This is a genomic window from Paraburkholderia sp. DD10 (assembly GCF_049177125.1).
GTDB lineage: Bacteria > Pseudomonadota > Gammaproteobacteria > Burkholderiales > Burkholderiaceae > Paraburkholderia > Paraburkholderia terricola.
In genome coordinates this window covers 3,719,716-3,743,516 of record NZ_CP185393.1, presented here as the reverse complement: position 1 = coordinate 3,743,516, position 23,801 = coordinate 3,719,716, and the positions used below count along the sequence as shown (strand labels likewise).

General features: G+C 63.6%; 28 protein-coding genes. 7 read left to right on the top strand and 21 right to left on the bottom strand.

The window, feature by feature from the left end; translation table 11 throughout:
• Positions 1–2: 2 nt before the first annotated feature.
• Positions 3–233: a hypothetical protein gene (locus ACOCG7_RS32345; RefSeq protein ID WP_421378797.1), complete on the bottom strand. Its 231-nt coding sequence runs from the start codon at positions 231–233 to the stop codon at positions 3–5.
• Here ACOCG7_RS32345 and ACOCG7_RS32340 point away from each other — a divergent pair.
• The gene (locus tag ACOCG7_RS32340) at positions 233–1,159 is read left to right on the top strand and encodes a bifunctional helix-turn-helix transcriptional regulator/GNAT family N-acetyltransferase (RefSeq protein ID WP_073429386.1); all 927 of its coding nucleotides are present in this window, start codon (positions 233–235) and stop codon (positions 1,157–1,159) included. The genes ACOCG7_RS32345 and ACOCG7_RS32340 overlap by 1 nt on opposite strands.
• Before the next feature lie 81 nt (positions 1,160–1,240).
• On the opposite strand, the gene ACOCG7_RS32335 is transcribed toward ACOCG7_RS32340, so the two are convergent.
• Positions 1,241–2,053 carry a MetQ/NlpA family ABC transporter substrate-binding protein gene (locus ACOCG7_RS32335; RefSeq protein ID WP_073429385.1) on the bottom strand — a complete coding sequence of 271 codons (813 nt, stop codon included), beginning with the start codon at positions 2,051–2,053 and terminating at the stop codon, positions 1,241–1,243.
• Positions 2,054–2,366: 313 nt separating this feature from the next.
• Positions 2,367–4,175 carry a methyl-accepting chemotaxis protein gene (locus ACOCG7_RS32330; RefSeq protein WP_073429384.1) on the bottom strand — a complete coding sequence of 603 codons (1,809 nt, stop codon included), beginning with the start codon at positions 4,173–4,175 and terminating at the stop codon, positions 2,367–2,369.
• A 251-nt stretch (positions 4,176–4,426) separates the two neighbouring features.
• Between ACOCG7_RS32330 and ACOCG7_RS32325 the strand changes: the two genes are divergently transcribed.
• A complete protein-coding gene (locus ACOCG7_RS32325) occupies positions 4,427–4,717 on the top strand; it encodes a YciI family protein (protein ID WP_073429383.1) in 291 nt (96 codons plus the stop codon).
• 70 nt (positions 4,718–4,787) lie between these two features.
• Here ACOCG7_RS32325 and ACOCG7_RS32320 read toward each other — a convergent pair whose 3' ends face one another.
• The 5 genes from ACOCG7_RS32320 to ACOCG7_RS32300 form a co-directional block, all read right to left on the bottom strand.
• Entirely contained in the window at positions 4,788–5,417 is a 630-nt protein-coding gene (locus ACOCG7_RS32320; RefSeq protein ID WP_073429382.1) for an SCO family protein, read from the bottom strand.
• A gap of 4 nt (positions 5,418–5,421) precedes the next feature.
• Complete coding sequence (gene cyoE / locus ACOCG7_RS32315) at positions 5,422–6,327, bottom strand: heme o synthase (protein WP_073429381.1); 906 nt, start codon at positions 6,325–6,327, stop codon at positions 5,422–5,424.
• Between the two features lie 5 nt (positions 6,328–6,332).
• Positions 6,333–7,442: a COX15/CtaA family protein gene (locus ACOCG7_RS32310; protein WP_073429380.1), complete on the bottom strand. Its 1,110-nt coding sequence runs from the start codon at positions 7,440–7,442 to the stop codon at positions 6,333–6,335.
• A 25-nt stretch (positions 7,443–7,467) separates the two neighbouring features.
• The gene (locus tag ACOCG7_RS32305) at positions 7,468–8,133 is read right to left on the bottom strand and encodes an SCO family protein (RefSeq protein ID WP_073429379.1); all 666 of its coding nucleotides are present in this window, start codon (positions 8,131–8,133) and stop codon (positions 7,468–7,470) included.
• 69 nt (positions 8,134–8,202) lie between these two features.
• Positions 8,203–8,919 (bottom strand): SURF1 family protein, encoded by a 717-nt coding sequence (locus ACOCG7_RS32300; protein WP_073429378.1) that lies wholly within the window; start codon positions 8,917–8,919, stop codon positions 8,203–8,205.
• Between the two features lie 111 nt (positions 8,920–9,030).
• Here ACOCG7_RS32300 and ACOCG7_RS32295 point away from each other — a divergent pair, with 111 nt between their 5' ends.
• Positions 9,031–9,240, top strand: a complete 210-nt coding sequence (locus tag ACOCG7_RS32295; RefSeq protein ID WP_073429377.1) for a twin transmembrane helix small protein — start codon at positions 9,031–9,033, stop codon at positions 9,238–9,240.
• A gap of 158 nt (positions 9,241–9,398) precedes the next feature.
• Here the strand turns inward: ACOCG7_RS32295 and ACOCG7_RS32290 are convergent, their stop codons facing one another.
• The 8 genes from ACOCG7_RS32290 to ACOCG7_RS32255 form a co-directional block, all read right to left on the bottom strand.
• Positions 9,399–10,256 (bottom strand): cytochrome c oxidase subunit 3, encoded by an 858-nt coding sequence (locus ACOCG7_RS32290; protein WP_073429376.1) that lies wholly within the window; start codon positions 10,254–10,256, stop codon positions 9,399–9,401.
• Between the two features lie 131 nt (positions 10,257–10,387).
• Complete coding sequence (locus ACOCG7_RS32285) at positions 10,388–10,597, bottom strand: DUF2970 domain-containing protein (protein ID WP_073429375.1); 210 nt, start codon at positions 10,595–10,597, stop codon at positions 10,388–10,390.
• Between the two features lie 30 nt (positions 10,598–10,627).
• On the bottom strand, positions 10,628–11,242 hold the full coding sequence (locus tag ACOCG7_RS32280) for a cytochrome c oxidase assembly protein (RefSeq protein ID WP_073429374.1): 615 nt from the start codon (positions 11,240–11,242) through the stop codon (positions 10,628–10,630).
• Between the two features lie 42 nt (positions 11,243–11,284).
• The gene (locus ACOCG7_RS32275) at positions 11,285–11,419 is read right to left on the bottom strand and encodes a cytochrome oxidase small assembly protein (protein ID WP_090518769.1); all 135 of its coding nucleotides are present in this window, start codon (positions 11,417–11,419) and stop codon (positions 11,285–11,287) included.
• Positions 11,420–11,535: 116 nt separating this feature from the next.
• Positions 11,536–13,149, bottom strand: a complete 1,614-nt coding sequence (gene ctaD / locus ACOCG7_RS32270; protein ID WP_073429373.1) for a cytochrome c oxidase subunit I — start codon at positions 13,147–13,149, stop codon at positions 11,536–11,538.
• 44 nt (positions 13,150–13,193) lie between these two features.
• Positions 13,194–14,831 (bottom strand): cytochrome c oxidase subunit II, encoded by a 1,638-nt coding sequence (coxB, locus tag ACOCG7_RS32265; protein WP_073429372.1) that lies wholly within the window; start codon positions 14,829–14,831, stop codon positions 13,194–13,196.
• 65 nt (positions 14,832–14,896) lie between these two features.
• On the bottom strand, positions 14,897–15,370 hold the full coding sequence (locus tag ACOCG7_RS32260; protein WP_073429371.1) for a DUF2244 domain-containing protein: 474 nt from the start codon (positions 15,368–15,370) through the stop codon (positions 14,897–14,899).
• A 303-nt stretch (positions 15,371–15,673) separates the two neighbouring features.
• Positions 15,674–16,639, bottom strand: coding sequence for a methyltransferase domain-containing protein (locus ACOCG7_RS32255; protein ID WP_073429370.1), 966 nt, complete (start codon positions 16,637–16,639; stop codon positions 15,674–15,676).
• Between the two features lie 82 nt (positions 16,640–16,721).
• Here ACOCG7_RS32255 and ACOCG7_RS32250 point away from each other — a divergent pair, with 82 nt between their 5' ends.
• Positions 16,722–17,516 (top strand): ComF family protein, encoded by a 795-nt coding sequence (locus ACOCG7_RS32250; RefSeq protein ID WP_073429369.1) that lies wholly within the window; start codon positions 16,722–16,724, stop codon positions 17,514–17,516.
• A gap of 18 nt (positions 17,517–17,534) precedes the next feature.
• Positions 17,535–18,005 carry a tRNA (uridine(34)/cytosine(34)/5-carboxymethylaminomethyluridine(34)-2'-O)-methyltransferase TrmL gene (trmL, locus tag ACOCG7_RS32245; RefSeq protein ID WP_073429368.1) on the top strand — a complete coding sequence of 157 codons (471 nt, stop codon included), beginning with the start codon at positions 17,535–17,537 and terminating at the stop codon, positions 18,003–18,005.
• Here trmL and ACOCG7_RS32240 read toward each other — a convergent pair.
• From ACOCG7_RS32240 to ACOCG7_RS32220, 5 genes are all read right to left on the bottom strand, one after another.
• Positions 17,978–18,526, bottom strand: a complete 549-nt coding sequence (locus ACOCG7_RS32240) for an O-acetyl-ADP-ribose deacetylase (RefSeq protein WP_073429367.1) — start codon at positions 18,524–18,526, stop codon at positions 17,978–17,980. The two genes, trmL and ACOCG7_RS32240, sit on opposite strands and share 28 nt — an antisense overlap.
• A 109-nt stretch (positions 18,527–18,635) precedes the next feature.
• Complete coding sequence (locus tag ACOCG7_RS32235) at positions 18,636–19,634, bottom strand: NAD(P)H-dependent glycerol-3-phosphate dehydrogenase (RefSeq protein WP_073429366.1); 999 nt, start codon at positions 19,632–19,634, stop codon at positions 18,636–18,638.
• 22 nt (positions 19,635–19,656) lie between these two features.
• Entirely contained in the window at positions 19,657–20,127 is a 471-nt protein-coding gene (gene secB / locus ACOCG7_RS32230) for a protein-export chaperone SecB (protein ID WP_073429365.1), read from the bottom strand.
• Positions 20,128–20,280: 153 nt separating this feature from the next.
• Positions 20,281–20,544 carry a glutaredoxin 3 gene (grxC, locus tag ACOCG7_RS32225; protein WP_073429364.1) on the bottom strand — a complete coding sequence of 88 codons (264 nt, stop codon included), beginning with the start codon at positions 20,542–20,544 and terminating at the stop codon, positions 20,281–20,283.
• Positions 20,541–20,966 carry a rhodanese-like domain-containing protein gene (locus ACOCG7_RS32220; RefSeq protein ID WP_073429450.1) on the bottom strand — a complete coding sequence of 142 codons (426 nt, stop codon included), beginning with the start codon at positions 20,964–20,966 and terminating at the stop codon, positions 20,541–20,543. Before ACOCG7_RS32220 ends, grxC begins: the two co-directional genes overlap by 4 nt.
• 137 nt (positions 20,967–21,103) lie before the next feature.
• Between ACOCG7_RS32220 and gpmA the strand changes: the two genes are divergently transcribed.
• Both gpmA and ACOCG7_RS32210 read left to right on the top strand, forming a co-directional pair.
• On the top strand, positions 21,104–21,850 hold the full coding sequence (gpmA, locus tag ACOCG7_RS32215; protein ID WP_073429363.1) for a 2,3-diphosphoglycerate-dependent phosphoglycerate mutase: 747 nt from the start codon (positions 21,104–21,106) through the stop codon (positions 21,848–21,850).
• Between the two features lie 296 nt (positions 21,851–22,146).
• The gene (locus ACOCG7_RS32210; RefSeq protein ID WP_073429362.1) at positions 22,147–23,733 is read left to right on the top strand and encodes a S41 family peptidase; all 1,587 of its coding nucleotides are present in this window, start codon (positions 22,147–22,149) and stop codon (positions 23,731–23,733) included.
• The last annotated feature ends 68 nt before the right edge of the window (positions 23,734–23,801 follow it).

Here is a 23,801-nt window from a genome sequence, read left to right as displayed (position 1 = left end):
CATTACAGCGCCTTTGACGATGCTTTTCCGGCACCAGGATTTACCCGCCCGCGGGAGGTGAAACCCGAAAAACGCGATCCATACTGGGCTCCTACAAGCCGGGCGAGATGACCATGATCCATACCTTTTTGATACCACTTGCCGCGCCGCCGCCCAAGCGACTTTTTTAATGGAATGCCTTCAAATATAGTGTTGTGTACCCAGCCCATAAAAAATCCCCCCGGGAGCAGCATTGACAGATTCCGAGGCGCTGCGACGCGCTCAGGCCGTCCGCCATTTCAACCGCTTCTATACCCAGCACATCGGCGCATTGCATGAGCATCTGGCAAGAAGCGCCTTCTCACTTACGGAAGTGCGAGTCCTGCACGAACTCTCCCGCGGACATGCGCAGACAGCGTCGGCGCTCGGCCGCGCGCTCGGGCTCGACAGCGGTTATCTGAGCCGTCTGCTGACCAGCTTCGAGCGACGCAATCTGATCACGCGGCGCCCGTCCGACTCGGATGCGCGGCAGTCGCTGATCGCGCTCACCGACAACGGCCAAGCGGCTTATGCGCCGCTCGATGCGGCGGCGATCGAAGAAGTGTCCGGGGTACTGGGCGGCCTCGCGCCGCGCGCCCAGCAAGATCTCATCGCTGCGATGAAGCTGATCGAGCGGCTGCTCCGCGGCAAGCAACTCGCTGGACCGGTCGAGCTTCGGCAGCCGCGCGTCGGCGAATGCGGCTGGCTCGTGCATCGGCAAGCGCAATGGTTCGCCGCGCAATACGGCTGGGACCAATCGTTCGAAGGACTGCTCGCACGCGTCGTCGCCGATTACACGCAACGCAACGATCCGGTGCGCGAGATGTGCTGGGTCGCCGATCAGGAGGGCATCGTGGTCGGCTCGGTGTGCATCGTCGGCGTCTCGACGACGGTGGCGGGCGTGCGGCTGTTGTGGGTGGAGCCGGACGCGCGGCGTCTCGGCATCGGCACGCAGTTGCTCAGCGAATGCCTGCGCTTCGCCGGGCGCGCGGGTTACACGAAGCTCACGCTGACCACCGCGAGCACGCTTGCGGACCCGCGCCGGCTATGCGAGCGCGCCGGCTTCACGCTCGCGGGCACGGCGGCGGAGCGGCGCTTCGGGAAGGACCTGACGGTTGAGCGGTGGGAGCGCGAGTTGTAGGAGCGGGGCGGGGCTGGCCTGCATGCGAGTGAAGGAGCTGCCGGTTGCCCCTTTCACTCGCACTCGCTTGAACGCAGCCGCTTAGAACGACGGCACCACCGAACCCTTGAACTGCGTCTTGATGAACTGGCGCACGTCTTCCGACTGGTAAGCCGCGACCAGCTTCCTGACCCACGGCTTGTCCTTGTCCTGTGCGCGCACGGCGATCAGATTCGCATACGGGCTGTGAATGTCCTCGAGCGCGATGGCGTCCCTGGTCGGCTGCAATCCGGCGGCCAGCGCGAAGTTGGTGTTGATCGCGGCGGCGTCGACATCCGACAGCGAGCGCGGCAGTTGCGCGGCGTCGAGTTCGACGAGCTTGATCTTCTTCGGATTGTCGGCGACGTCGAGCGCGGTCGCGTTATTGCCGTTCGCGCCCGCGCCGGCCTTGAGCTTGATCACGCCTTGCGCCTGCAACAACAGCAGCGCGCGGTTCTCGTTCGACGGATCGTTAGGCACCGCGATCTTCGCGCCTTGCGGCAGATCCTTCAGCGACTTCAGCTTCTTCGAGTAGATGCCGAGTGGCGAGATATACGTCAGGCCGACGTTGACGATCTTGTAGCCGCGCTGCTTGATCTGGCTATCGAGGTAGGGCTGGTGCTGGAAACTGTTCGCGTCGAGGTCGCCCGCGTCGAGCGCGGCGTTCGGCTGCACGTAATCGTTGAATTCGACGACCTTCACGTTCAGCCCTTCGCGCTTCGCCACCTTCGTGACGACTTCCCAGATTTGCGCATCCGAGCCGCCGATGGTGCCGACCTTGATGGCTTTGTCGTCGGCGTGCGCGCCGAAGCTGGTGACGATCGCCGCGCCGGCGACGACTGCCGAGAGGGCCTTGAGTATGTTTCTGCGCTGCATGTAGTTCTCGCTTTTTCTGATCGATGTCAGATTCGGGTGGAAGCGGGCGGCGTTGCTCAGCGATGCTTCGCGTTGCTCTGCGTGACTGATTGCAGCGCCGCCAACTGGACCGTAAATGCTCTCATAGGCCCGGCGAGATGGGAAATATCACGATCGCATATAGGTATGCGCGTTCGCGCGCAAGACAGGAACGTGCGCGGCTTTGCTTGCGGGCGACGGCGCGACAAGCGGTCGAGCCTCCGTGGCCGGCTACGGGCCTGGTGAGCGCACGAGAGGTTCGCGCGCTCACATGCCTGCAATGCGGCGAGGCTGGCTAGAACGCGGTCCAGTCGTCGTCCGAGGCGGCCGGCTTCGCGTCCGCGGCGGCCGGGCGCGTGAGCGCCGGCTTCGTGCTTGCAGCAGACGTGGCCGATGCGACAGGCGCGGAAAGCTTCAGCCGAACCGACTGCGGCTCGGCACGCGCGGCCGACTGCATCCGCCCCGTTGCGCCCGCTTCGCGCTTCGGGCCCGCCTGCACCGCCGCCGTCACTCTGCGCGCCGCCAGGGCAGCCGGTCGCTCGGCCACGGCATCCGCGCCGTTCACGCGAAACGCACTCACGGTGTCGCGCAGACGCCTCGCCTGATCCTGCAACGAAGCCGCCGCAGCCGCGGCCTGCTCGACCAGCGCCGCATTCTGCTGCGTCACTTCGTCCATTTGCGTGACGGCGCGGCCGACCTGCGAAATGCCGCCGCTCTGCTCCTCGGACGCCGCCGCGATCTCGCCCATGATGTCGGTCACACGTTGCACCGCTTGCAGGATTTCGCCCATCGTCGCGCCGGCTTGCTGCACGAGCGTCGAGCCGTTGTGCACGCGTTCGACCGACGCGCCGATCAACTGCTTGATCTCCTTGGCCGCCGTCCCCGAGCGCTGCGCGAGGCTGCGCACCTCGCCCGCGACGACCGCGAAGCCGCGGCCCTGCTCGCCCGCGCGCGCGGCTTCCACCGCCGCGTTCAACGCCAGAATGTTGGTCTGAAAAGCAATGCCCTCGATCACGCCGATGATGTCGGCGATCTGCCGCGAGCTCTCGTTGATCTCGCCCATCGTGTCGATCACGCGGCTCACCACGTCGTTGCCGCGCGTCGCGATCTCGGACGCGTTATGCGCGAGGCCGCTCGCCTGGCGCGCGTTGTCGGCGTTCTGCTTGACCGTCGCGGTCAACTCTTCCATGCTCGCGGCGGTTTCCTGCAACGAGGCCGCCTGCTGCTCGGTGCGCTGGGACAGATCGCCGTTGCCGGCTGCAATCTGCTGCGTCGCCGAGGCGATCGATTCCGCCGAACTGCGAATCTCGCCGATGGTCCGCTGCAATCGGCTCTGCATTTCATGCATCGCGGCCATCATGCTGGTCTTGTCATGCGGACGGACCGCGACGGCTTGCGTCAGATCGCCCTGCGCGATATGCGCCGCGAGCCGCGCCGCCTGTTCCGGTTCGCCGCCGAGACTGGCGCGCACGTTGCGGATGATGAGCACCATCGCCAGCGAGATGAGCGCGCCGATCACGAGCACGACGGCGAGGTGTCCCAGCAGCGTCTGATAGTAGACGGTGTCGATGTCCTTGATGAACACGCCGCTCGTGATGTTCCAGTCCCACGGCGCGAAACGCACCACATAGCTGACTTTCGGCACCGCCGTTTCACTGTGCGGCAGACGTCCGCGATATTGCGCGAAGCCGCGGCCGCTGGCCTTGGCGGCATCGACGATCGCCACGTACAACAACTTGCCGTCCGGGTCCTTGAAGTCGCCCACTGGCTTGCCGGTCATTTGCGGCAGCGTCGGATGCATCAGCACGACCGGTTTCGAATCCATCACGAACAGATAGCCGGACTCGCCGTAGCGCATCGTCGCAAGACGGGCGAGCGCCTCGCGCTGGGCATCGGCCTCGCTCATCTTGCCGTTCTGCGAAAGCGCGTAGTAGCCGTTCACGACGCCCTGCGCCGCCTCGACGAGGTTCGCCATGCCCGCCTTGCGCTCGGCCAGCATCGTGCCGCGCGTTTCGATCGCGCTCCACAAGCCGACGCCGAGCAGCCCCAGCCATACGAGCGCGAGCGACAGCCATAGTTTGCGATTCAAACTCATCCTGCTCATTGAGGTCTCTCTCGTGTGATTTCGTTTTGAGTGCCGCGCACGCCAATACCGGCGGCAAACGATTGCCACGGTTATATCGGCATGGCGGACGCTCAACTTGAGAAAACCGTAAGGGGCCCGATGGCTGGAAGAAAGGCCGCGAGGCGAGTCGGCCGTACGCAAGAAACCCGCGGCTGACCGATAATCGAGGGCCAGGTGGCCGCGAATCCGAGCGGTCCATTCGATTCATTCAATTGCCTGCGAGAACACTTATGTACGTCATCAATCTCATCTACACCGCACCGCTCGAACGTATCGACGACGCGCTCGAAGCGCACCGCGCGTTTCTGACGAAGCACTTCGATGCAGGCGTATTCGTGGCCGCCGGGCCGAAGATGCCGCGCGACGGCGGCATCATTCTGGCGGTGCGCATCGAGCGCGATAAGCTGGACGAGATTCTCGCGAGCGACCCGTTCGCGCAGCAAAATCTCGCGCGTTATGAAGTGACGGAGTTCAAGACGACGCGCCTCGCGGCGGGGTTGAATTTGCCGGTTCCGGCTTGAAAACGGCAGCGAGGAAGGGATTTGAGAACGGGGCGCGCGGCTGATAGGCGCGCCCCCATGTATCGAAGCGTCAGTCGAGCAGCAGCTTGATGTCGTGCACCCAGGGCGCCGCGCCCTGGCCGTCGCGCGCGAACAGACGCAGTTTGCCGTTCGTGTCGAGTACATAGCTCGCCGCCGTGTGATCCATCGTGTAGCTGTCCGGCGTCTTGCCCGGCACTTTCGCATAGTAGATGCGGAAGTCTTTCGTGACCTTGGTGAGTTGCGCCTGATCGGCCGGACGCAAGCCGACGAACGTCGGGTTGAACGCCGGCACGTATTGCGCGAGCAAGGCGGGCGTGTCGCGCTCGGGATCGACGGTGACGAAAAGCACCTGCACGCGCTTCGCGTCTTCCGGGCCGAGTTGCTGTAGCGCTTGCGAGAGTTCGGCCATCGTCGTCGGGCAGACATCCGGGCAATGCGTGTAGCCGAAGAACAGCACCACGACCTTGCCCTTGTAATCCGCCATTGTGCGGATCTTGCCAGACGTGTCGGGCAGCGCGAAGTCGCTCCCGAATTGAGTATTGCCGGTGATGTCGAGATTCTGGAACGCCGGCGGCTGCTTGCCGCAGCTTGCCAGCAGCGCGGCGCCGCCAAGCGCGCAAGCGATCACGGCGGTCCGCACGGCAGCACGCGCCGTGCGCGCGAAGCGGTTTTTGATCATGGGATTAAACGCCGATCAGGACGCGTGCGTAATGGTCGATCAGCAGCGCGGCGAACAGCAGCGACAGATAGACGATCGAATAACGGAAGGTTCTGCGCGCCAGATCGTCCGAATACTCCCGATAGATCTTCCACGCATACGCGAGGAACACGGCGCCGAGCAGCGCCGCCGCCGCGAGGTACACCACGCCGCTCATGCCGGAGATGAACGGCATCATCGTGACCGCGAACAGGATCACCGTGTAGAGCAGGATATGCAGACGCGTGTACTTCTCGCCGTGCGTGTTCGGCAACATCGGCAAGCCGGCGTTTTCGTAGTCTTTGCGGCGATAGAGCGCGAGCGCCCAGAAATGCGGCGGCGTCCACACGAAGATGATCAGCACGAGAATCCATGCGTCCCCAGGCACGTGGCCGGTGACCGCGGCCCAGCCGAGCGCCGGCGGCATTGCGCCCGAGGCGCCGCCGATCACGATGTTCTGGGGCGTGGCGGGCTTGAGCAGCAGCGTATAGATGACCGCATAGCCGACGAAGGTGGCCAGCGTCAGCCACATGGTCAGCGCATTGGCGAACGTGTAAAGCGTCCACATGCCGAGGCCGCCGAGCACGGCCGAAAACGACAGGATCTGCACGGTGGTGATTTCGCCGCGCGCGGACGGCCGCCATGAGGTGCGGCGCATCTTCGCGTCGATTTTCTGTTCGACGAGGCAGTTGATCGCGAACGCCGCGCCGGCCAGCAGCCAGATGCCGACGGTGCCGCCGATCAGCACGGTCCACGGCACCATGCCGGGCGTCGACAGAAACATGCCGATGACCGCGCAGAACACCGCAAGCTGCGTGACGCGCGGCTTGGTCAGGGCGATGTACTGGGAGACCCGGCTGCCGGGCGTTTGGGAGAGAGTTGTGCTGTCCATGTGGGTCACGCTGGCGCGGCATCGCGCGCGGGCAACGCGGCGCGGCCGGGACGGCTAGAAGCGATTCGAAAGTTTAGCATAACGAGTAGCAGCAGCAGGATCGCCGCGCCGCCGTTATGGGCGACCGCAATGGGTAGCGGCCATTGCAAAACGATGTTCGACAGGCCGGTGATGAACTGGATCAGCACGATCAGCAGCACGCCGTCCGCCGGACGGCGCAGCGACTCGAAGCGGCGCAGTTTCAGCGCGAACCATACCAGATAGGCGACCACCACGATCGCGAACGTGCGGTGCGTCCAGTGAATCGCGACCAGCGCATCCTGCGTGATCATGTCGCCGTCGCGGGTCATCCCGAGTGCGCGCCACAGGTGGAAGCCGTGCTCGAAGTCCATTGACGGGACCCATTGGCCGTTGCAGGTCGGGAAGTCCGTGCAGGCGAGCACGGCGTAGTTCGTGCTGACCCATCCGCCCAACGCGATCTGCACGATCAGCAGCACGAGGCCGGCGATGGCCGCCGCGCGCCAGCGCGCGGCTTCGGGTTCGTAAGCGGGCAACGGCGTCTGCCGGGCGGCCAGCCAGCCGAGCGTGCCGAGCAGCGCGAGGCCGAGCAGCAAGTGAATCGTCACGATCACCGGTTGCAGTTTCATCGTCACGGTCCATGCCCCGAATGCGCCCTGCACCAGAATCAGCAGCAACAGCGAGGTCGGCCACCACGGCGACACATGCAGCGGGCGGCGCTTGATGCGCGCCGTCCACGCAATCACCGTCTGCGCGATGATCAGCACGCCGATCGCCATGGCGAAGTAGCGGTGGATCATTTCAATCCATGCCTTCGTCATGCTGACCGGGCCGGTGGGCATCGCCTGATGCGCGGCAGTGATCGCCGCGTGCGCGATGAACGGCGACGACGTGCCGTAGCAGCCCGGCCAGTCGGGACAGCCGAGGCCGGAATCGGTGAGGCGCGTGAAGCCGCCGAACATCACCAGGTCCAGCGTCAGGAAAGTGGTGAGCCAGACCAGCTTGCGGAATTTGTTGTCGTCGGCCTTGACCCACACGTAGGACAGCGGCAACAACGCGATACACAAGCCGATCAAGGCCAGTTGCAGGACGAACATCTTCTCTCTTACCCTGGTTGCGGCGTCAGCCGATGCTCGACCATTTGAGCAGCCTGGTCACGTCGCCCTTGATCTTGCTGGGGTTCGGATCTTTCGGGAAACGCATCATCAGATTGCCGTTCGGATCGACCATGTAAATGTGATCGGTGAGTTGGGTGCCGGTATCGGCCGGCAGCCACGCGGCCACTTGCGCCGGGTCGGCGACCAGCATGTTGGTGTCGGGATACGCTTTTTGTATCACGTCCGCGACGTTGCCTGCGTCGGTGCGCAGCCATACTTCGACGACGCGCTCGCGCTCCGGTCCCTGCGCCGCGCGGATTTGCCGCATGAAGTAGAGCTTGGTGACGCAGGCTTTGTCGCACGCGCTGCTGTCGACCGAAATCAGCAGCCAGCGGCCGCGCAGCGAAGCGAACTTGAGCGGCTTGCCGTCCTCGCCCGTGACCATGAGCGAGTCGGGGATCGGCCGCTGCGGTTCGACCAGCTTGCCGTAACTCGTGCTGCCGCCGGTCGGCTTGATCACGTAGTACGTGACATACGACACGACGATCGGCGCCGCGCAGACGATCGCCAGCAACAACAGGATCCAGCGGCCACGCTCCCATGAGCCCTTGCCGTTGGGTTGGCCGGGCATCGCTTGCTTCGGAGCTTCGGATTTGCCGGCTTGCGGCGAACGGGGAGATTGCGTCGACACTACAGAACCTCTTTCAATGATTGCGCGGTCGCCGGCCCGTGCGTGGCCGACGAAACCGCATGCGCTGCGTTACACGCCCGGCGCGTGCTCTTTTTTTGCCGCGCGGCGCGCGGCGTACACGCCGAAGACGAGCGCCGCGGCCGCCATGCCCCACCACTGGAACATATAGCCGTAATTGCGCTCGACGCCGCTCGTCGGCGCAGGCCAATCGCGCACCAGTTTGTCGCCGTCGTCGTTCAATTGCTGGATCACGAACGATTGCAACGGCAGGCCGGTTTCCGCGGCGTAAGCGGCAATATCCAGATTCTGCCGGATCAACTGATGCGCGGCAGAACCGCCCTGCCCCAACTCGAAAGCGCGCGAAGCATCGGCGCGCGCGATACCCTCGATTTCGATCTCGCCTTGCGGCGTGGCATACGGCGCGATGGTCTCGCGATTGCTCATGTTGCGCGGCAACCAGCCGCGATTGACCAGCACATAACCACCGTCGGCCAGTTTAAAAGGCATCACGACGTAAAAGCCGGGCTGATCGTTATACGGACGATTATCGAGGTACACGACCTTGTCCGCGACGAAACTGCCGCGCGCCTTCACGCGATGGAATTCGATGTCCTTCAATTCGACCGCCTGGCTGCTCACCGGCTGCGCCGGCGCATGCTCGAACTGCGTGATGTGCGCTTCGAGCGCTTCCTTTTGATGCGCGCGCTCGCGCTGCCAGAAACCGAGCCGCACGGTCACCACGATCACCAGCAGAATCAGCAGTGCGGGAATGAGGCGAATTTTCATCGAACGCGCTCCGGCATCGCGCGCCGCACCACCGGGAAGGTACGGCAGACGCTAGCGCGCGGTGAGATAATGATCGTCTCGCCTATGCGCTTTCCGCTTTCAGTTGGTTCCATGCACATTCTCGTTCCCGTCGCCTTCGTCCTGATCATCGCCAGCATGGTGTCGGCGCTGTACTTCATGATGCATGACAAGGGCAAAACCAAGCGGATGGTCTGGTCGCTCGCCACGCGGGTGGGCCTGTCGATCTCGCTGTTCCTGTTCATCCTGTTCGCACACTGGATGGGCTGGATTCAGTCGACCGGTATTCCTTACGGGCGTTGAGCCCGGCGGAAAGTCCCCTACTCCGCTAAACAAAACGCCGCCCTGACAGGGTCGAGGGCGGCGCTGATCCGTTCCTTATGCGCCGCGTCCTTCACAGACGTTGCGCGACCGGCTTCTCATGCGATTCCGGCGAACCGGCGGACGCAAGCCGGACTGCGTTACAGCCAGTACACCACGACGTACAGCCCCAGCCACACCACGTCGACAAAGTGCCAGTACCAGGCGGCGCCTTCGAACGCGAAGTGATGCTCCGCCGTGAAGTGGCCGCGAATCATGCGCGCCAGCACCACCGCCAGCATCGTGCCGCCGAGGAACACGTGGAAACCGTGGAAGCCCGTCAGCAGGAAGAACGTTGAACCGTACACGCCCGAGGCCAGCGTCAGGTTCAGTTCGTGGTAAGCGTGAAAATACTCGTAGCCCTGAAAGAACAGAAAGACGACGCCGAGCACGAGCGTAGCCGCCAGCCAGATCATCGCCTTCTTGCGATGATCTTCGCGCAGCGCGTGGTGCGAAACGGTCAGCGTGGCGCCCGAGGACAGCAGCAGCGCCGTGTTGATGGTCGGGATCGGCCACGGCTGCATCGACTTGAAGGTCGAGACCAGCGCTGCCGGACCATTGTTCGGCCACACCGCGGAGAAGTCCGGCCAGATCAGCTTGTAATCGAGGCTGCCGAGTTGATGCAGCGCGATTTCGCGCGCGTAGAACAGCGCGCCGAAGAACGCGCCGAAGAACATCACTTCGGAGAAGATGAACCAGCTCATGCTCCAGCGGTACGACTTGTCGACATTCTTGCCGTACATGCCGCCTTCCGACTCGGCGATCGCGTCGCCGAACCAGTGCCACAAGGTAAAGAGCAGCCACAACAAACCGACGACAACGCCAATCGGCGCCCAGTCATGCGCATTGATCCAGGCCGCCAGCGATCCGAGCATGACCAGCAACCCAACCGCGGCGCTAATCGGATGCCGCGACGGATGCGGTACGAAATAGTACGGGCTCTCGTTTTGACCGCTCATTCTTGATTCTCCACTTCAGTCCAGTTGTTCCGGAATCTCCGGCTGTATCTTCGGCGGCGCGTCGATACCGCACCGCTTCACTCTAATTCGTGGGCTTTGCTTCGCCCTGTATCCTGCACGCGCCTACCGCTTCAACCCACCACGGTCCGCACGACCAGGATCAGCACGCCGATGAAAACGGCCGCGCAGATCAACGCCGCCGCAATCACATGCAGCGGGTTCAACTGCGTGGCGTCCGCTTCCAGATCGCGGCGCTTGCGCACGCCGAAAAACGACCAGAGCACGGCTCGCATCGACTGGCCAAAACTGCTCTTGCGCGGACTGCCGCCGTTATTGCTCATCTCGTCTTCCTTCGCCAGCGGCTCATGCCGTCAAGCGGGGTTGGCGGCGGTTGCCGCCGTATTGGCCGGGAGCGCCGCGCTTCCGGTCTTCGCCGCGGCCGGCGTGCTCAATTCAAAGAACGTGTACGACAACGTGATCGTTTTCACATCCTTCGGCAACTTCGGATCGACCACGAACACCACCGGCATCCGCTTGGTCTGATTCGCGGTCAACGTCTGCTGCGTAAAGCAAAAACACTCGATCTTCTTGAAGTACTCGGTGGCCTGTTTCGGCGCGTAGCTCGGAATGGCTTGCGCCTGAATCGTGCGCGCCTGCTCGTTGCTGACCTCGTACATCACCGTCGTCACTTCGCCCGGGTGCACGTCGAGGCTGCGCTGCTCCGGCTTGAAACCCAACGGGCCGCGCGCGTTCGCGTCGAATTCGATCGAAATCGTGCGGCTCATGTCGACCTGCGTATTCTTCGCCTCGCGCGCCGTGGCATCACGCTGCACGAGGTTGTTGATGCCGGTGATCTCGCAGATCGCGCGGTACATCGGCACCAGCGCAAAACCGAAACCGAACATCATCAACGCGACCACGAACAGCTTGATCAGCATCGAACGGTTAAAAGAGCGGTCGGCCTGAGCCGGCGGTTGCGTCGACATCTCAATCCTCAACAAACCTGCAAACGGACTTCAACCGCCGCGTCAGGAGAACCACGCCTGATTGATGATGACGCTCGCAAAAAATATCGCTGCGATGGCGAACATCACAAGTCCAATCCGCCTGTTGCTTGCGCGAATCTGTTCCGGCGTACGTCTTTCCTGTGGATTGCGCGTCATGCTCAAGCTTCTGAATACCTTTGTGACACGGCGGAAACCGCCGCTACGGCTGCCGGCCCGGAGGGCGACGCGCTATCCGCGCCGCCGCCGCAACCGGCTATCTTGCTGGCTGACGATTACTCGACCGTCGGCGGGTTTTCGAACGTGTGGAACGGAGCCGGACTCGGCACGGTCCACTCGAGGCCCGTTGCGCCGTCCCACGGCTTGTCGCCGGCCTTTTCATGGTCGCCGCCGCCACGGTAGGCCGGCAATGCAACAGCGAACAGGAAGTACACCTGCGCCAGACCAAAACCGAAAGCGCCGATCGAGATGACCTGGTTCCAGTCGGTGAACTGGGCCGGATAGTCAGCATAGCGACGCGGCATGCCTGCGAGACCGACGAAGTGCATCGGCAGGAACGCGAGGTTGAAGAAGAACATCGACGCCCAGAAGTGGATCTTGCCGCGCGTTTCGTTGTACATCCAGCCGGTCCACTTCGGCGCCCAGTAGTACCAGCCGGAGAAGAGCGCGAAGAGCGACCCCGCCACCAGCACGTAGTGGAAGTGCGCCACCACGAAGTAGGTGCCGTGATACTGAATGTCGAGCGGCGCCATCGCGAGCATCAGGCCCGACAGACCGCCGAACGTGAACACCAGCAGGAAGCCGACCGCGAACAGCATAGGCGTTTCGAAGCTCAGCGAACCGCGCCACATCGTCGCGACCCAGTTGAACACCTTCACGCCTGTCGGCACCGCGATCAGCATCGTGGCGTACATGAAGAACAGTTGGCCCGTCACCGGCATGCCGGTTGCGAACATGTGGTGCGCCCAGACCATGAACGACAGAATCGCGATCGACGAGGTTGCGTACACCATCGAGCTATAGCCGAACAGCGGCTTGCGCGAGAACGCCGGAATCACCTGCGACACGATCCCGAACGCCGGCAAGATCATGATGTACACCTCGGGGTGCCCGAAGAACCAGAAGATATGCTGGTACATGACCGGGTCGCCGCCGCCGGCCGCGTTGAAGAACGACGTGCCGAAGTGACGGTCGAACAGCACCATGGTGATCGCGCCTGCGAGAACCGGCATCACGGCAATCAGCAGGTATGCGGTGATCAGCCATGTCCAGACGAACATCGGCATTTTCATCAGCGTGAGGCCGGGCGCGCGCATGTTCAGGATCGTCACGACGATGTTGATCCCGCCCATGATCGACGAAGCGCCCATCAGGTGAACCGCGAAAATCGCGAAGTCCATGCCGGGGCCCATCTGCGTGGACAACGGCGCGTAGAGCGTCCAGCCGGCGGCGGTCGCGCCGCCCGGCGAGAAGAACGAACCGACCAACAGGACAGCCGCCACCGGCAGCAGCCAGAAGCTGAAGTTGTTCATCCGCGCGAAAGCCATGTCCGATGCGCCGATCTGCAGCGGCACCATCCAGTTCGCGAAGCCGACGAACGCCGGCATGATCGCGCCGAACACCATGATCAGGCCGTGCATGGTGGTCAACTGGTTGAAGAACTCGGGGCGCATGATCTGCAAACCCGGCTCGAACAGTTCGGCACGGATCATCAGCGCCATCACGCCCCCGGAGAGGAACATGACGAACGAGAAGATCAGGTACAGCGTACCGATGTCCTTGTGATTGGTTGCGAACAGCCAACGGCGCCAGCCATGCGGCGTTTCGTGGGCATGGTCGCCGTGCACGTGCTCGTGGCCCGCGACTACATCGTGTCCGATGCTAGACATGACAATCTCCTAAAGCAAATACTGCGATGCTGACCATGAACACGTCAGGCAGCCGGGCTGATCTGAACACGCCGGGCTTCTTTCGCGTCGCTGCCGCCCGTGATCGTTTCCGGCTTCTTCAAAATAATGTGGTCTTCGGCGATGCCGGCTGCCTTCAACGCGTCGCGCACGGCTTCGGCGCGGCTCTTCGCGAGCTTGGCGTTGGTGTCGGCGGAACCGGTTGCGTCGGTGAAACCGGACAGCGTGAACTTCGCGTCCGGATGCGCCTTCGCGTAAGCCGCGGCCGCCTCGACCGCCGCTTTCGCGTCGGCCGGCAGCGTGCTCTTGCCCGTATCGAAGTAGACGCTTGCCGGCAATGCCGCTTGCGGTGCGGCCGCGCTGTCCGAAGCGCCCGCGGCTGCTTCCGCACCCGAGGCACCCGAAGCTGCCGCCGCACCCGAAGCCGCTTCGGCACCGCTCGCCGCGGCGCCTGCGTCGGCCAGATGGTTGCCGCCTTCGGGCAGCTTGCCGTTACGCGCGTCCGCCACCTGCTTCGGCTGGAGAATGTCGCCCGTGTGGTTGCTCCACGCGTTACGTTCGTATGTGATGACCGAGGCGATCTCGACGTCGTTCAGCGTCGGCGCCCACGCAGGCATCGCGTTCTTGCCCTTCAGTACGAGGCTTACGTGCTCGGCCAGCGGGCCGTGCGCGACCTTGCTGCCGTCGATTGCCGGGAATGCGCCCGCGCCCTTGCCGGTCGGCTGATGGCAGACCGCGCAATTCGCCGCGTACACCTTGCCGCCGCGCTCCATCAACTCGGCCAACGTGTAGGTCTTGTTCGGGTCGTCCTTGCCGGCCGCCATTTTCTTCTTCTGCGTGTCGACCCACTTCGCGTAGTCGTCGGCGGACAGTACGTCGACCACCACCGGCATGAACGCGTGTTCCTTGCCGCACAGTTCGGTACAGAAGCCGCGGAACGTGCCGACCTTTTCCGCCTTGAACCACGTGTCGCGCACGAAACCCGGAATCGCGTCCTGCTTCACGCCGAAAGCCGGCACGTACCAGGAGTGGACCACGTCGTTCGCGGTCGTGATGATGCGGATCTTGCTATTGACTGGAACGACGAGCGGATTGTCGACTTCCTGCAGATAGGTAGTGGAAATCGGCTGACGACCGTCGGTTTCCGCACGCGGCGTGGAGAGCGTGGACAGGAAACTGATGCCCTCGCCCGGACCCTTCACGTAGTCGTAGCCCCACTTCCACTGGTAGCCGGTGACCTTGATGGTGACGTCGGCGTTCGTGGTGTCCTTCATCGCGACGACGGTCTTGGTGGCGGGCAGCGCCATCAGCACGACGATGACGAACGGCACGATCGTCCAGATGATTTCGACGGTGGTGCTTTCGTGGAAATTCGAAGCCTTGTGGCCTTTCGATTTGCGGTGAGCAAAGATCGAATAGAACATCACAGCGAACACGCCAATGAAGATCACCGTGCAAAGAATCAGCATGAACGTGTGAAGGCTGTAGAGCTCCTCAGCGATTTTCGTCACAGGCGGCTGGAGATTGATCTCGTTGACGGCAGGGCCGCCCGGAACATCGCCCACTGCCAGGGCGGCACCGGCGAAAAGCAGTCCGCTCGTCGCCAGCACGCCCATGAGGGCTCGCTTGATTGTTTTCATAGCTTCCTTACCCAAAATTTCCATTCAAACCCTCGACCCCGCCGGCAGGCTGCCCCGCGCTCCCCGTGAACGCCGCGCGCTCGACACGTCTAGCAACGTGTGAGCCACATGCGCAGTTCGCCTGCGAACTGCGCGCGCCGATACTGCGCGAGATGTTGCCCGATCATGACCGTCTGCCCGCGCGAGATCAGTTTGATCTGCTCGCGCGGCGTTGCGCCCGCCTCGATCCGCACCCAGCGCGGATTGAATTCAAATTGCGTGAGCCGCTCGCCGCTGACCTGCTCGATCACGAGCCGGTTCTGAAACAGCCGGATGCGCTCGTAATCAACAGCATGACGCGCATAGATGGCAAACGCGACGCCCACCGCCAGCAATTCGATACCGGTGAACGGCAACACCAGCCAGGCGCCGACCAGAACCAGCATGAAAGCAATTGCCAACGAGAACAACGCAAGCGACACGTAGAGACATACGAACTGCCGTGGAGACATCGAACAGTTGCGCTTCATGATCCAGTCTTTGAGGACCGGTTCCGAATCCGCCAGCAGATCTGATGCTTCCATCGCAGCCTCCTGCGAATCCCCGGCTGCTGACAGTGCTCGCGACCACCATGCGGCCGCTCGCTACACCGCCGCGCCACTTCATTTTGCAGCCCTGCGTCTCGGGCCTGCCGCCCCAAATGTGGGAACTCCGGGCGACAAACTGACGCATTATAGGCGCGATCCATAGCATCCACAAGCAAGCCTCGGCTGGCTCACAAGCCAGGCGTGACAAGCCTCCGCGCCGTTTTGACGCACCTTTTGCGCGTCCTTCGAAGCGGTAATTTCGGGCATAACAGATGCCCGCTTTACCGCCTCGTTGATTCCTCAACGGTTCCTCGAGGAACCTCGTCCGATATCCTCGATCCGCACGATGCCATGACCTTCGGCCGTGGTGCGCGGCACGGCTTTCCATGCGTGTCCGTAGATCACCTCGAAGGTCAGCGCGATGGTGCCGTCCGCGCGCCGACGGGCTTCGAGCGCCCCGAGCAGTGCCTTGTGCAGCCTGCGTGCGGCGGCACTCGACGACGCTTCGCGCTCAAACGGATAGGCGCCCCAGCGGCGCACGTCCGCGAGCAGCGACTCGGGGGACTTGTAGGTGATCGTGAGCGTTTCCTGGTCCATCACTGGAATCTCGAAGCCGCTCTCGACCAGCATGTCGCCCAGATCATGCATATCGACAAAGTCGATCACGTGCTTGCGCATGACGACGCCGTGCGCGGCCTCGACTTCCGCATAGGCGCCGCGCAACTCCTTGAGCGAATCAGGGCCGAGCGTGCTGAACATCAGGAGCCCGTTGACCTTCAGCACCCGCTGCCATTCTGGAAAGACGAGATCGGGACGCGAATGCCAGTGCAGCGCGAGGTTTGACCAGATGAATTCGAAGGCGCCGGCCGCGAACGGCAGCGCCGAGAAGTCGGCCTGCGCGAATCGTGGGCCGCGGGCGCCGAGCGCCTTGCCGAGCGTTGCCGGCAGAAATCGCCGCCAACTCGTGTCGCCGGAATCGTGGCGCAGCGCGCGGCTGAGCATGCCATGCGAGAGATCGGAGCCGAACACCGGCGCCTCGGGAAAGCGCTCACGCAGCGCGGGAATGTCTTCGCCCGCCCCGCAGCCGGCATCGAGGACGCTCGCCGGCGTCACCTTGATGTAATCGAGACGCTCGCGCATGCGCTGGGCGATTTCGCGCGGCAGGAAGGCGACCTCGTCGAAGGTCGCGGCACGGCGGTCGAAAATCCGCCGCAGACGCCGGGAATCATAGGCCGGACGGCCGGATTGAGCGGAAGTTGGGGACATGAGTGTCGTACTGGCGTGGAGCCCGAAGTATACTCGTTCGCTTCCCTTCATTCAGTGCGAAAGGCCTTCGGGCGGTCGAATCATGCCATTCCGTCTGTTTTCTTCATTCCCCGGCGGTTCGACCACGCGCTTCGTTCGTTTTGCACACGGCTTGCGTTCGGCATGGCCGCATGTGACCCAAGCCGTGCTGCCGAATCTGTGCGCGTTATGCGGCGATTTGTCGCATAAGACACTGTGCGCCGGTTGCGACGAAGCGTATTGGAATGAAAGCCGATTGCGGTGCACGGTATGCGCCGAGCCCTTGTCCGAGATGCGAGCGGCGAGCCGTGCCTACTATCGCTGCGCGGAATGCATCGGTGAGCCGCCCTCGTTCGACGCGACCCTCGCGTTGGCGGATTACCGTCCACCGCTCGACGCGTTGGCGCTCGGCCTGAAATTTCGCGCCCGGTTGATGCTGGCGCGCGAGTTCGCGCTACGCCTCGCTCGGCTCGCGCAAGACTCGTGGCAGGACAGATCGGCGCGGCCCGATGTGATCGCGCCCGTGCCGCTCGCCCGCCAACGTCTCACCGAGCGCGGCTACAACCAGGCATGGCAAATCGCGAGGCCGTTGGCCCGCGCGCTGACTGTGCGCGGCAACGCCACCTTGCTGCATCGCGTGATCCATACCGCGCCGCAATCGCGGCTCGACCTGGAGGCGCGCCGGCTGAACGTGGGCCGCGCCTTCAAGGTGGCCGAACCGGTGCAAGGCCTGCATGTCGGCATCGTCGACGATGTGATGACGACCGGCGCCACGCTCGAGGCGCTGGCAAGCACGCTCAAAGCCGCCGGTGCGCGGCGGGTCACCAACTTCGTCGCGCTGCGCACACCGAAAAACTAGTCTCCACCTGGTCTCATCATGTTCAACGTCGTTCTCGTAGAACCGGAAATTCCGCCGAACACCGGCAACGTCATCCGTCTGTGCGCCAACACCGGCGCGCGGCTGCATCTGATCGAGCCGCTCGGCTTTCCGCTCGACGACGCCAGGATGCGCCGCGCGGGTCTCGACTATCACGAGTATGCGCAAATGAACGTGCATGCCGATTGGTCGGCGTTCGTCGCCAAGGAATCACCGGACCCGGCGCGTATGTTCGCCTTCACCACACGCGGCTCGGGTCGCTTTCACGAGCATGCGTTTCAATCCGGCGACTGGTTCGTGTTCGGCGCCGAAACGCGCGGCCTGCCCGACTCGGTGCTCGACCAGTTCGCCAACGAGCAGCGCGTGCGTCTGCCGATGCGCCCCGGCAATCGCAGCCTGAATCTGTCGAATACGGTGGCGGTGGTGGTGTTCGAGGCCTGGCGTCAGACCGGCTTCGAGGGCGGCGCGTGACGGCGCTTCAATTCGGCTTCGTAGCGCGCAAGCATTGCATCGTCGAAACAGGCGAATATCACCCGCTCGATCCGCGGCGCGCGCGGCAAGTTTTCGAGTACGGTGCCGACCGCAATCCGCACCGCTTCGTCGGCGGGGAAACGGTAGATGCCGCAGCTGATCGCGGGAAACGCGATGCTCTTGCAATCCGCCTCGCGCGCCACTTCGAGCGAACGCTGATAGCAGGACGCGAGCAGGTCGGCTTCGCCGTGCGCCCCGCCTCGCCAGACCGGGCCGACCGCATGGACCACATGTTTGGCAGGCAGGCGGTAGCCGCCGGTGAGCTTCGCGTCGCCGGTCGCGCAGCCGCCGAGCTGCTCGCATTCATGCAGCAACTCCTTGCCGGCCGCGCGATGAATCGCGCCATCCACGCCGCCTCCGCCTAACAACGACGTATTCGCCGCGTTGACGATCGCATCCACGCCGAGCGTCGTGATGTCGACCACGCGTGCTTCGAGCGTGCAACGATTGAAGGTGAACATGGGAACCTCGCTGGTCCGAAGCGTCGATAAAACGTGGACAGCGAGATGGGGCAACCGTTCAGCACTTTTGCGCGCTGAACGGTTGAAGACTCGAACTGTAAGGTGGCGCCTATTCGGCTTTGGAATCGCGCCGCAGCAGGGCGCTGACGGCGTCGCGAGGCGCTATGCCGTCGAACAGCACGGCGCACACCGCTTGCGTGATGGGCATCTCGATCGCGTGAGCGCGCGCGATCGCCAGCACGGCCTGCGCGCAACGCACGCCTTCGGCCACGTGACCGAGGCCGCCGAGAATGTCGTCGAGCGTACGACCCGCGGCGAGTTGCATGCCGACCGTGCGATTGCGCGACAGGTCCCCCGTTGCGGTGAGAATCAGATCGCCGAGGCCGGTCAAGCCGGTGAACGTTTCGGCCCGTCCGCCGAGCGTCACGCCCAGCCGTGACATTTCCGCGAGACCGCGCGTGATCAGCGCCGCGCGTGCGTTGAGACCGAGACCGAGGCCGTCGGCGATGCCCGTTGCGATCGCCAGCACGTTCTTCACCGCGCCGCCCACCTCCACCCCGACGACGTCGTCGCCGGTATAGATGCGCATGGCGCCGTGATGGAACGCGGCGACCGTGCGCTCGCGACATGCTGCCGACACACTCGCGATCGTCAGCGCAACCGGCAAGCCCTGGCCGACTTCGCGCGCGAAACTCGGACCCGAGAGTACGCCGTTGCTGCCATGCCCCGGCAGTTCGGCTGCGACCACCTGATGCGGCAACAACTGCGAGTCGGCTTCAAAACCCTTGCACAGCCAGATTACGTGCGCCGGCACCTTGCCCGCATCCCGCATCGCCTGAAAGAGACCGCGCAGTCCGGCCACGGGCGTTGCGACGACGCATAACGCGTCGTCGGCGAGCGCGTGATCGAGTGCCGCGCCCAGGTCAGCTTCATAGCGAAGTGCCGGCGGCAAGGCAACGCCCGCCAGGTAGCGGGCGTTTTCGCGCGAAGCGCGGAGCTCGGCGACGAGCGCTGGCTCGCGCGCCCACAACACCGTGTCATGCCGCGCGGCCAGATGGCCGGCGAGGGCCGTGCCCCATGCACCGGCGCCGAGTACGGCAACCTTCATAGCCGGCACCGCCCGTGGCGCGTTAATGCGTGACGCCGTTTTGCGCCGCGCCGTCCTGGCCGCCCATTTGCGCGAGACGTTGCTCGTACAGCGCCTGGAAGTTGATCTCGGCCAGATGGATCGGCGGGAAACCGGCGCGGGTAATTGCGTCGGCGATGTTCGAGCGCAGATACGGGAAAAGGATCGTCGGGCAGGCAATGCCGACCAGCGGATCGATCTGTTCGGCCGGAATGTTGCGGATGTCGAAAATGCCGGCTTGCTTGGCTTCGATGAGGAACGCGACCTTCTCCGACACCTTGGCCGTGACCGTGCCCGTGACGAGAATTTCGAACACGGTGTCGGCGAGGCGTTCGGCCTTCACGTCGACTTCGACTTCGACCGAGGGCATTTCCTGCTCGAGGAAGATGCCCGGCGAATTCGGCTGCTCGAGCGACATGTCCTTCAGGTAGATGCGCTGGATGTTGAAGAACGGCTGGTTATTCTCGTCGGACATGATTGAATGGTTCCCTGATGGATGTGCATAGCGGCGGCCCATGGCTTCAAGGGCCGCCAGATCGTTGCGGCGCATCGCCCGCCCTGTAAAGGCCGGGATGCGCCGGCTTGTATTTCACCCGCCCTGCTCATGCGGCGCGCGGGCGCCGCGAATTCAGGCGGCTTCTTCGAGCAGAGGCATCAAACCGCCCGCGCGATCGAGCGCGGAAAGGTCATCGTACCCGCCGACATGCGTCTCGCCGATGAACACCTGCGGCACCGTGCGGCGGCCGGTCCGCGTCATCATTTCCTCGCGGCGGGCCGGGTCCTTGTCGATCAGTACCTTCTCAACGTGCTCGACGCCGCGCGACTTTAAAAGACGTTCGGCCATCTGGCAATACGGGCACACCTGCGTGCTGTACATGATGACTTTATTCACTTGGCTACTCCTTGTTTCACCACCGGCATGCCGGCTTTCTGCCAGGCGTCGACGCCGCCTTCCAGAACGTGGACTTCGGCGTACCCTGCATCCTGAACGATACGCGCCGCCTTGTTCGACTGCTGGCCGTTCTGGCAGACCAGCAGCACCGGGTTGCTCTTGTTCTTCACAAGCTGCGCGACTTTCGCCTGCAGCTCCGCGAATTCAAGGTGCCGCGCCGCGGGCAAATGACCCTTGGCGAACTCGGCGGACGGCCGCAGATCGATGACCGCCGCGTTGCGCCGGTTGATCAGTTGCGTGGCTTCAGCGGCCGACAGGCCACCGCGGCCGCGCCGGCTGATCGTCGGCCACAGCAGCAACCCACCGGAGATGAGGACGATCGCGATCAGTACAAGGTTTGTGTAATCAGTGAAAAACTTCACGGAAAATCCGCCGAAAAAGAGAGAAATCGAAAAGGGCAATCCGGCCATTATAAAATAACCGTCTGACGCGATGGCGACGCTCCTCGCGAGCAAGCTCGCCGCGCTTTACCGCTTCCTTACTACCGACCGGCAATCTCATGTACAAACTCGTTCTCATCCGCCACGGCGAATCGACGTGGAACAAGGAAAACCGCTTCACGGGCTGGGTCGACGTCGACCTCACCGAGCAGGGTAATCGTGAGGCGCAGCAAGCGGGCGTGCTGCTGAAGGAATCGGACTACACGTTCGACATCGCCTACACATCGGTGCTCAAGCGCGCGATCCGCACCTTGTGGCACGTACAGGATCAGATGGATCTGATGTACCTGCCGGTGGTGCATTCGTGGCGTCTGAACGAGCGTCATTATGGCGCGCTGTCGGGTCTGAACAAGGCCGAAACCGCCGCCAAGTTTGGAGACGAACAGGTGCTGGTCTGGCGCCGCAGCTACGACACGCCGCCGCCGGCGCTCGAGCCGTCGGACGAACGCGCGCCCTACGACGATCCGCGCTATGCCAAGGTGCCGCGCGAGCAACTGCCGCTCACCGAGTGCCTGAAAGACACCGTGGCGCGAGTGCTGCCGCTGTGGAACGAGTCGATCGCGCCGGCCATCAAGTCGGGCCGCAAGGTGGTGATCGCGGCGCACGGCAACTCGATCCGCGCGCTGGTGAAGTACCTGGACGATATTTCGGACGCGGACATCGTCGGGCTGAACATTCCGAACGGCGTGCCGCTCGTCTATGAACTCGACGAGAACCTGAAGCCAATCAAGCACTATTATCTGGGCGATCAGGAAGCGATCGCGAAGGCGCAAGCCGCGGTCGCCAAGCAAGGCAAGGCGGGCTGATCGCGTCGTCCGGCCGCCGCCCTCCGATGAAAAATACGGCTGGGCGCGGCAAACGGCGCAGCCCCGCGCCGAACGGCAGAAACGCGGCTAGCATCGCCCAGGCGCGCTCGTGGCCGGCATCCGCCGCTTGCGGTGCATGCCTTCGGCGATGGAGCACATTCCGTCGAACCAGGCCCGGCATGTGCTGTCGAATCACGATTGCCCGCACCGCGCCCTGAGTGCGCGGGTGTGCAGTTATACTTGTCCGTCCCCATCTCTATCGACGCTGCCACGCGCTTCCGACCGCAACAGACTCTATGCGAAAGAACCTGAAAACTATCGGCCTGATTGCCGCGGGCCTTGCTACTGGCGCATTTGCCACCCTGCAACTCTCGGCCTCGGCCCAGCAACCCGCCAGCGCCACGGCAACCCCGCTGCCGCTGGACCAGCTCAGGCTCTTTGCCGAAGTGTTCGGGCAGATCAAGCATGAGTACGTCGAACCGGTCGACGACAAAAAGCTCCTCACCGCCGCGATCAAGGGCATGGTGTCGAGCCTCGACCCGCACTCGTCGTACCTCGACAAGACCGATTACGAAGAACTGCAGGAGCAGACCAAGGGTCGCTTCGCGGGGCTCGGCATCGAAATCTCGTCGGAAGACGGCCTGATCAAGGTGATCTCGCCGATCGAAGACACGCCGGCGTTCCGCGCTGGCATTCGCCCGGGCGACCTGATCACGCGTATCAACGACAAGCCCGTGCGCGGAATGACGCTCGACCAGGCGGTCAAGCAGATGCGCGGCGAGCCGGGCACCAAGGTCACGCTCACCATTTTCCGCAAGACCGACGACCGCACGTTCCCGCTCACGGTCACGCGCGCGATCATCAAGGTCCAGTCGGTCAAGATGAAGATCCTCGCGCCGGGCTATGCGTACGTCCGCATCACCAGCTTCCAGGAACGCACCACGCCTGACCTCGCCGCGAGGCTGCAGGACATCGCGCGTCAGCAGCCGAACCTGAAGGGTCTCGTGCTCGACCTGCGCAACAACGGCGGCGGTCTGCTGCAAAGCGCGGTCGGCGTCGCGGGCGCATTCCTGCCGCCGAATTCGGTGGTGGTGTCCACCAACGGGCAGATTCCGGATTCGAAACAGGTCTATCGCGACACCTACGACAACTACCGCTTGCAATCCTTCGACAGCGATCCGCTGAAGGACGAAGCGCCGATCTTCAAGACCGTGCCGATGGTCGTGCTGACCAACGCCTACTCGGCGTCGGCTTCGGAAATCGTCGCGGGCGCGCTGCAGGATCAGCACCGCGCGCTGATCGTCGGCAAGACCACCTTCGGCAAGGGCTCGGTGCAAACCGTCCGGCCCATGACGGCCGAAACCGCGCTGCGCCTGACCACGGCGTACTACTACACGCCGAGCGGCCGTTCGATTCAGAACAAGGGCATCCGTCCTGACATCGCGGTGGATCAATACGCCGAAGGCGATCCGGACGACGCGCTGGTCACTCGCGAAGTCGACTACTCGAATCACCTGGCGAACACCCAGGATCCGAACGAGAAGAAGGAAGCGGAACGGCGCGAACAGGAACGCATGGATCAGTTGCGCCAGCTCGAGGAGCAGAACGACAAGAAGACGCCTGAACAGCGTCAGAAGGATCGTGAGCGTAAGCCGGTGGAGTTCGGTTCGGGCGACGACTTCATGCTGCAACAGGCTTTGAACAAGCTGCAAGGCAAGACCGTGCAGGAATCGAAGTCGCTGACCGAGCGGCGTCTGGCACAGAACAAGCCGGCCACATCGGCCTCCGCGCCGGTGGCGGTGAAGCCGACTCAACCGGTTCCGGGCGCATCGGGTCCGGCTTCGGCGGCCGCACCGGCCTCGGCTCCGGCTCCGGCCAAGTAAGCAGCACCCGACGTGTCTTCGCAGCGAAACTTGCTGCGAAGACACGCCTCGGAACACGAAAAAACGCT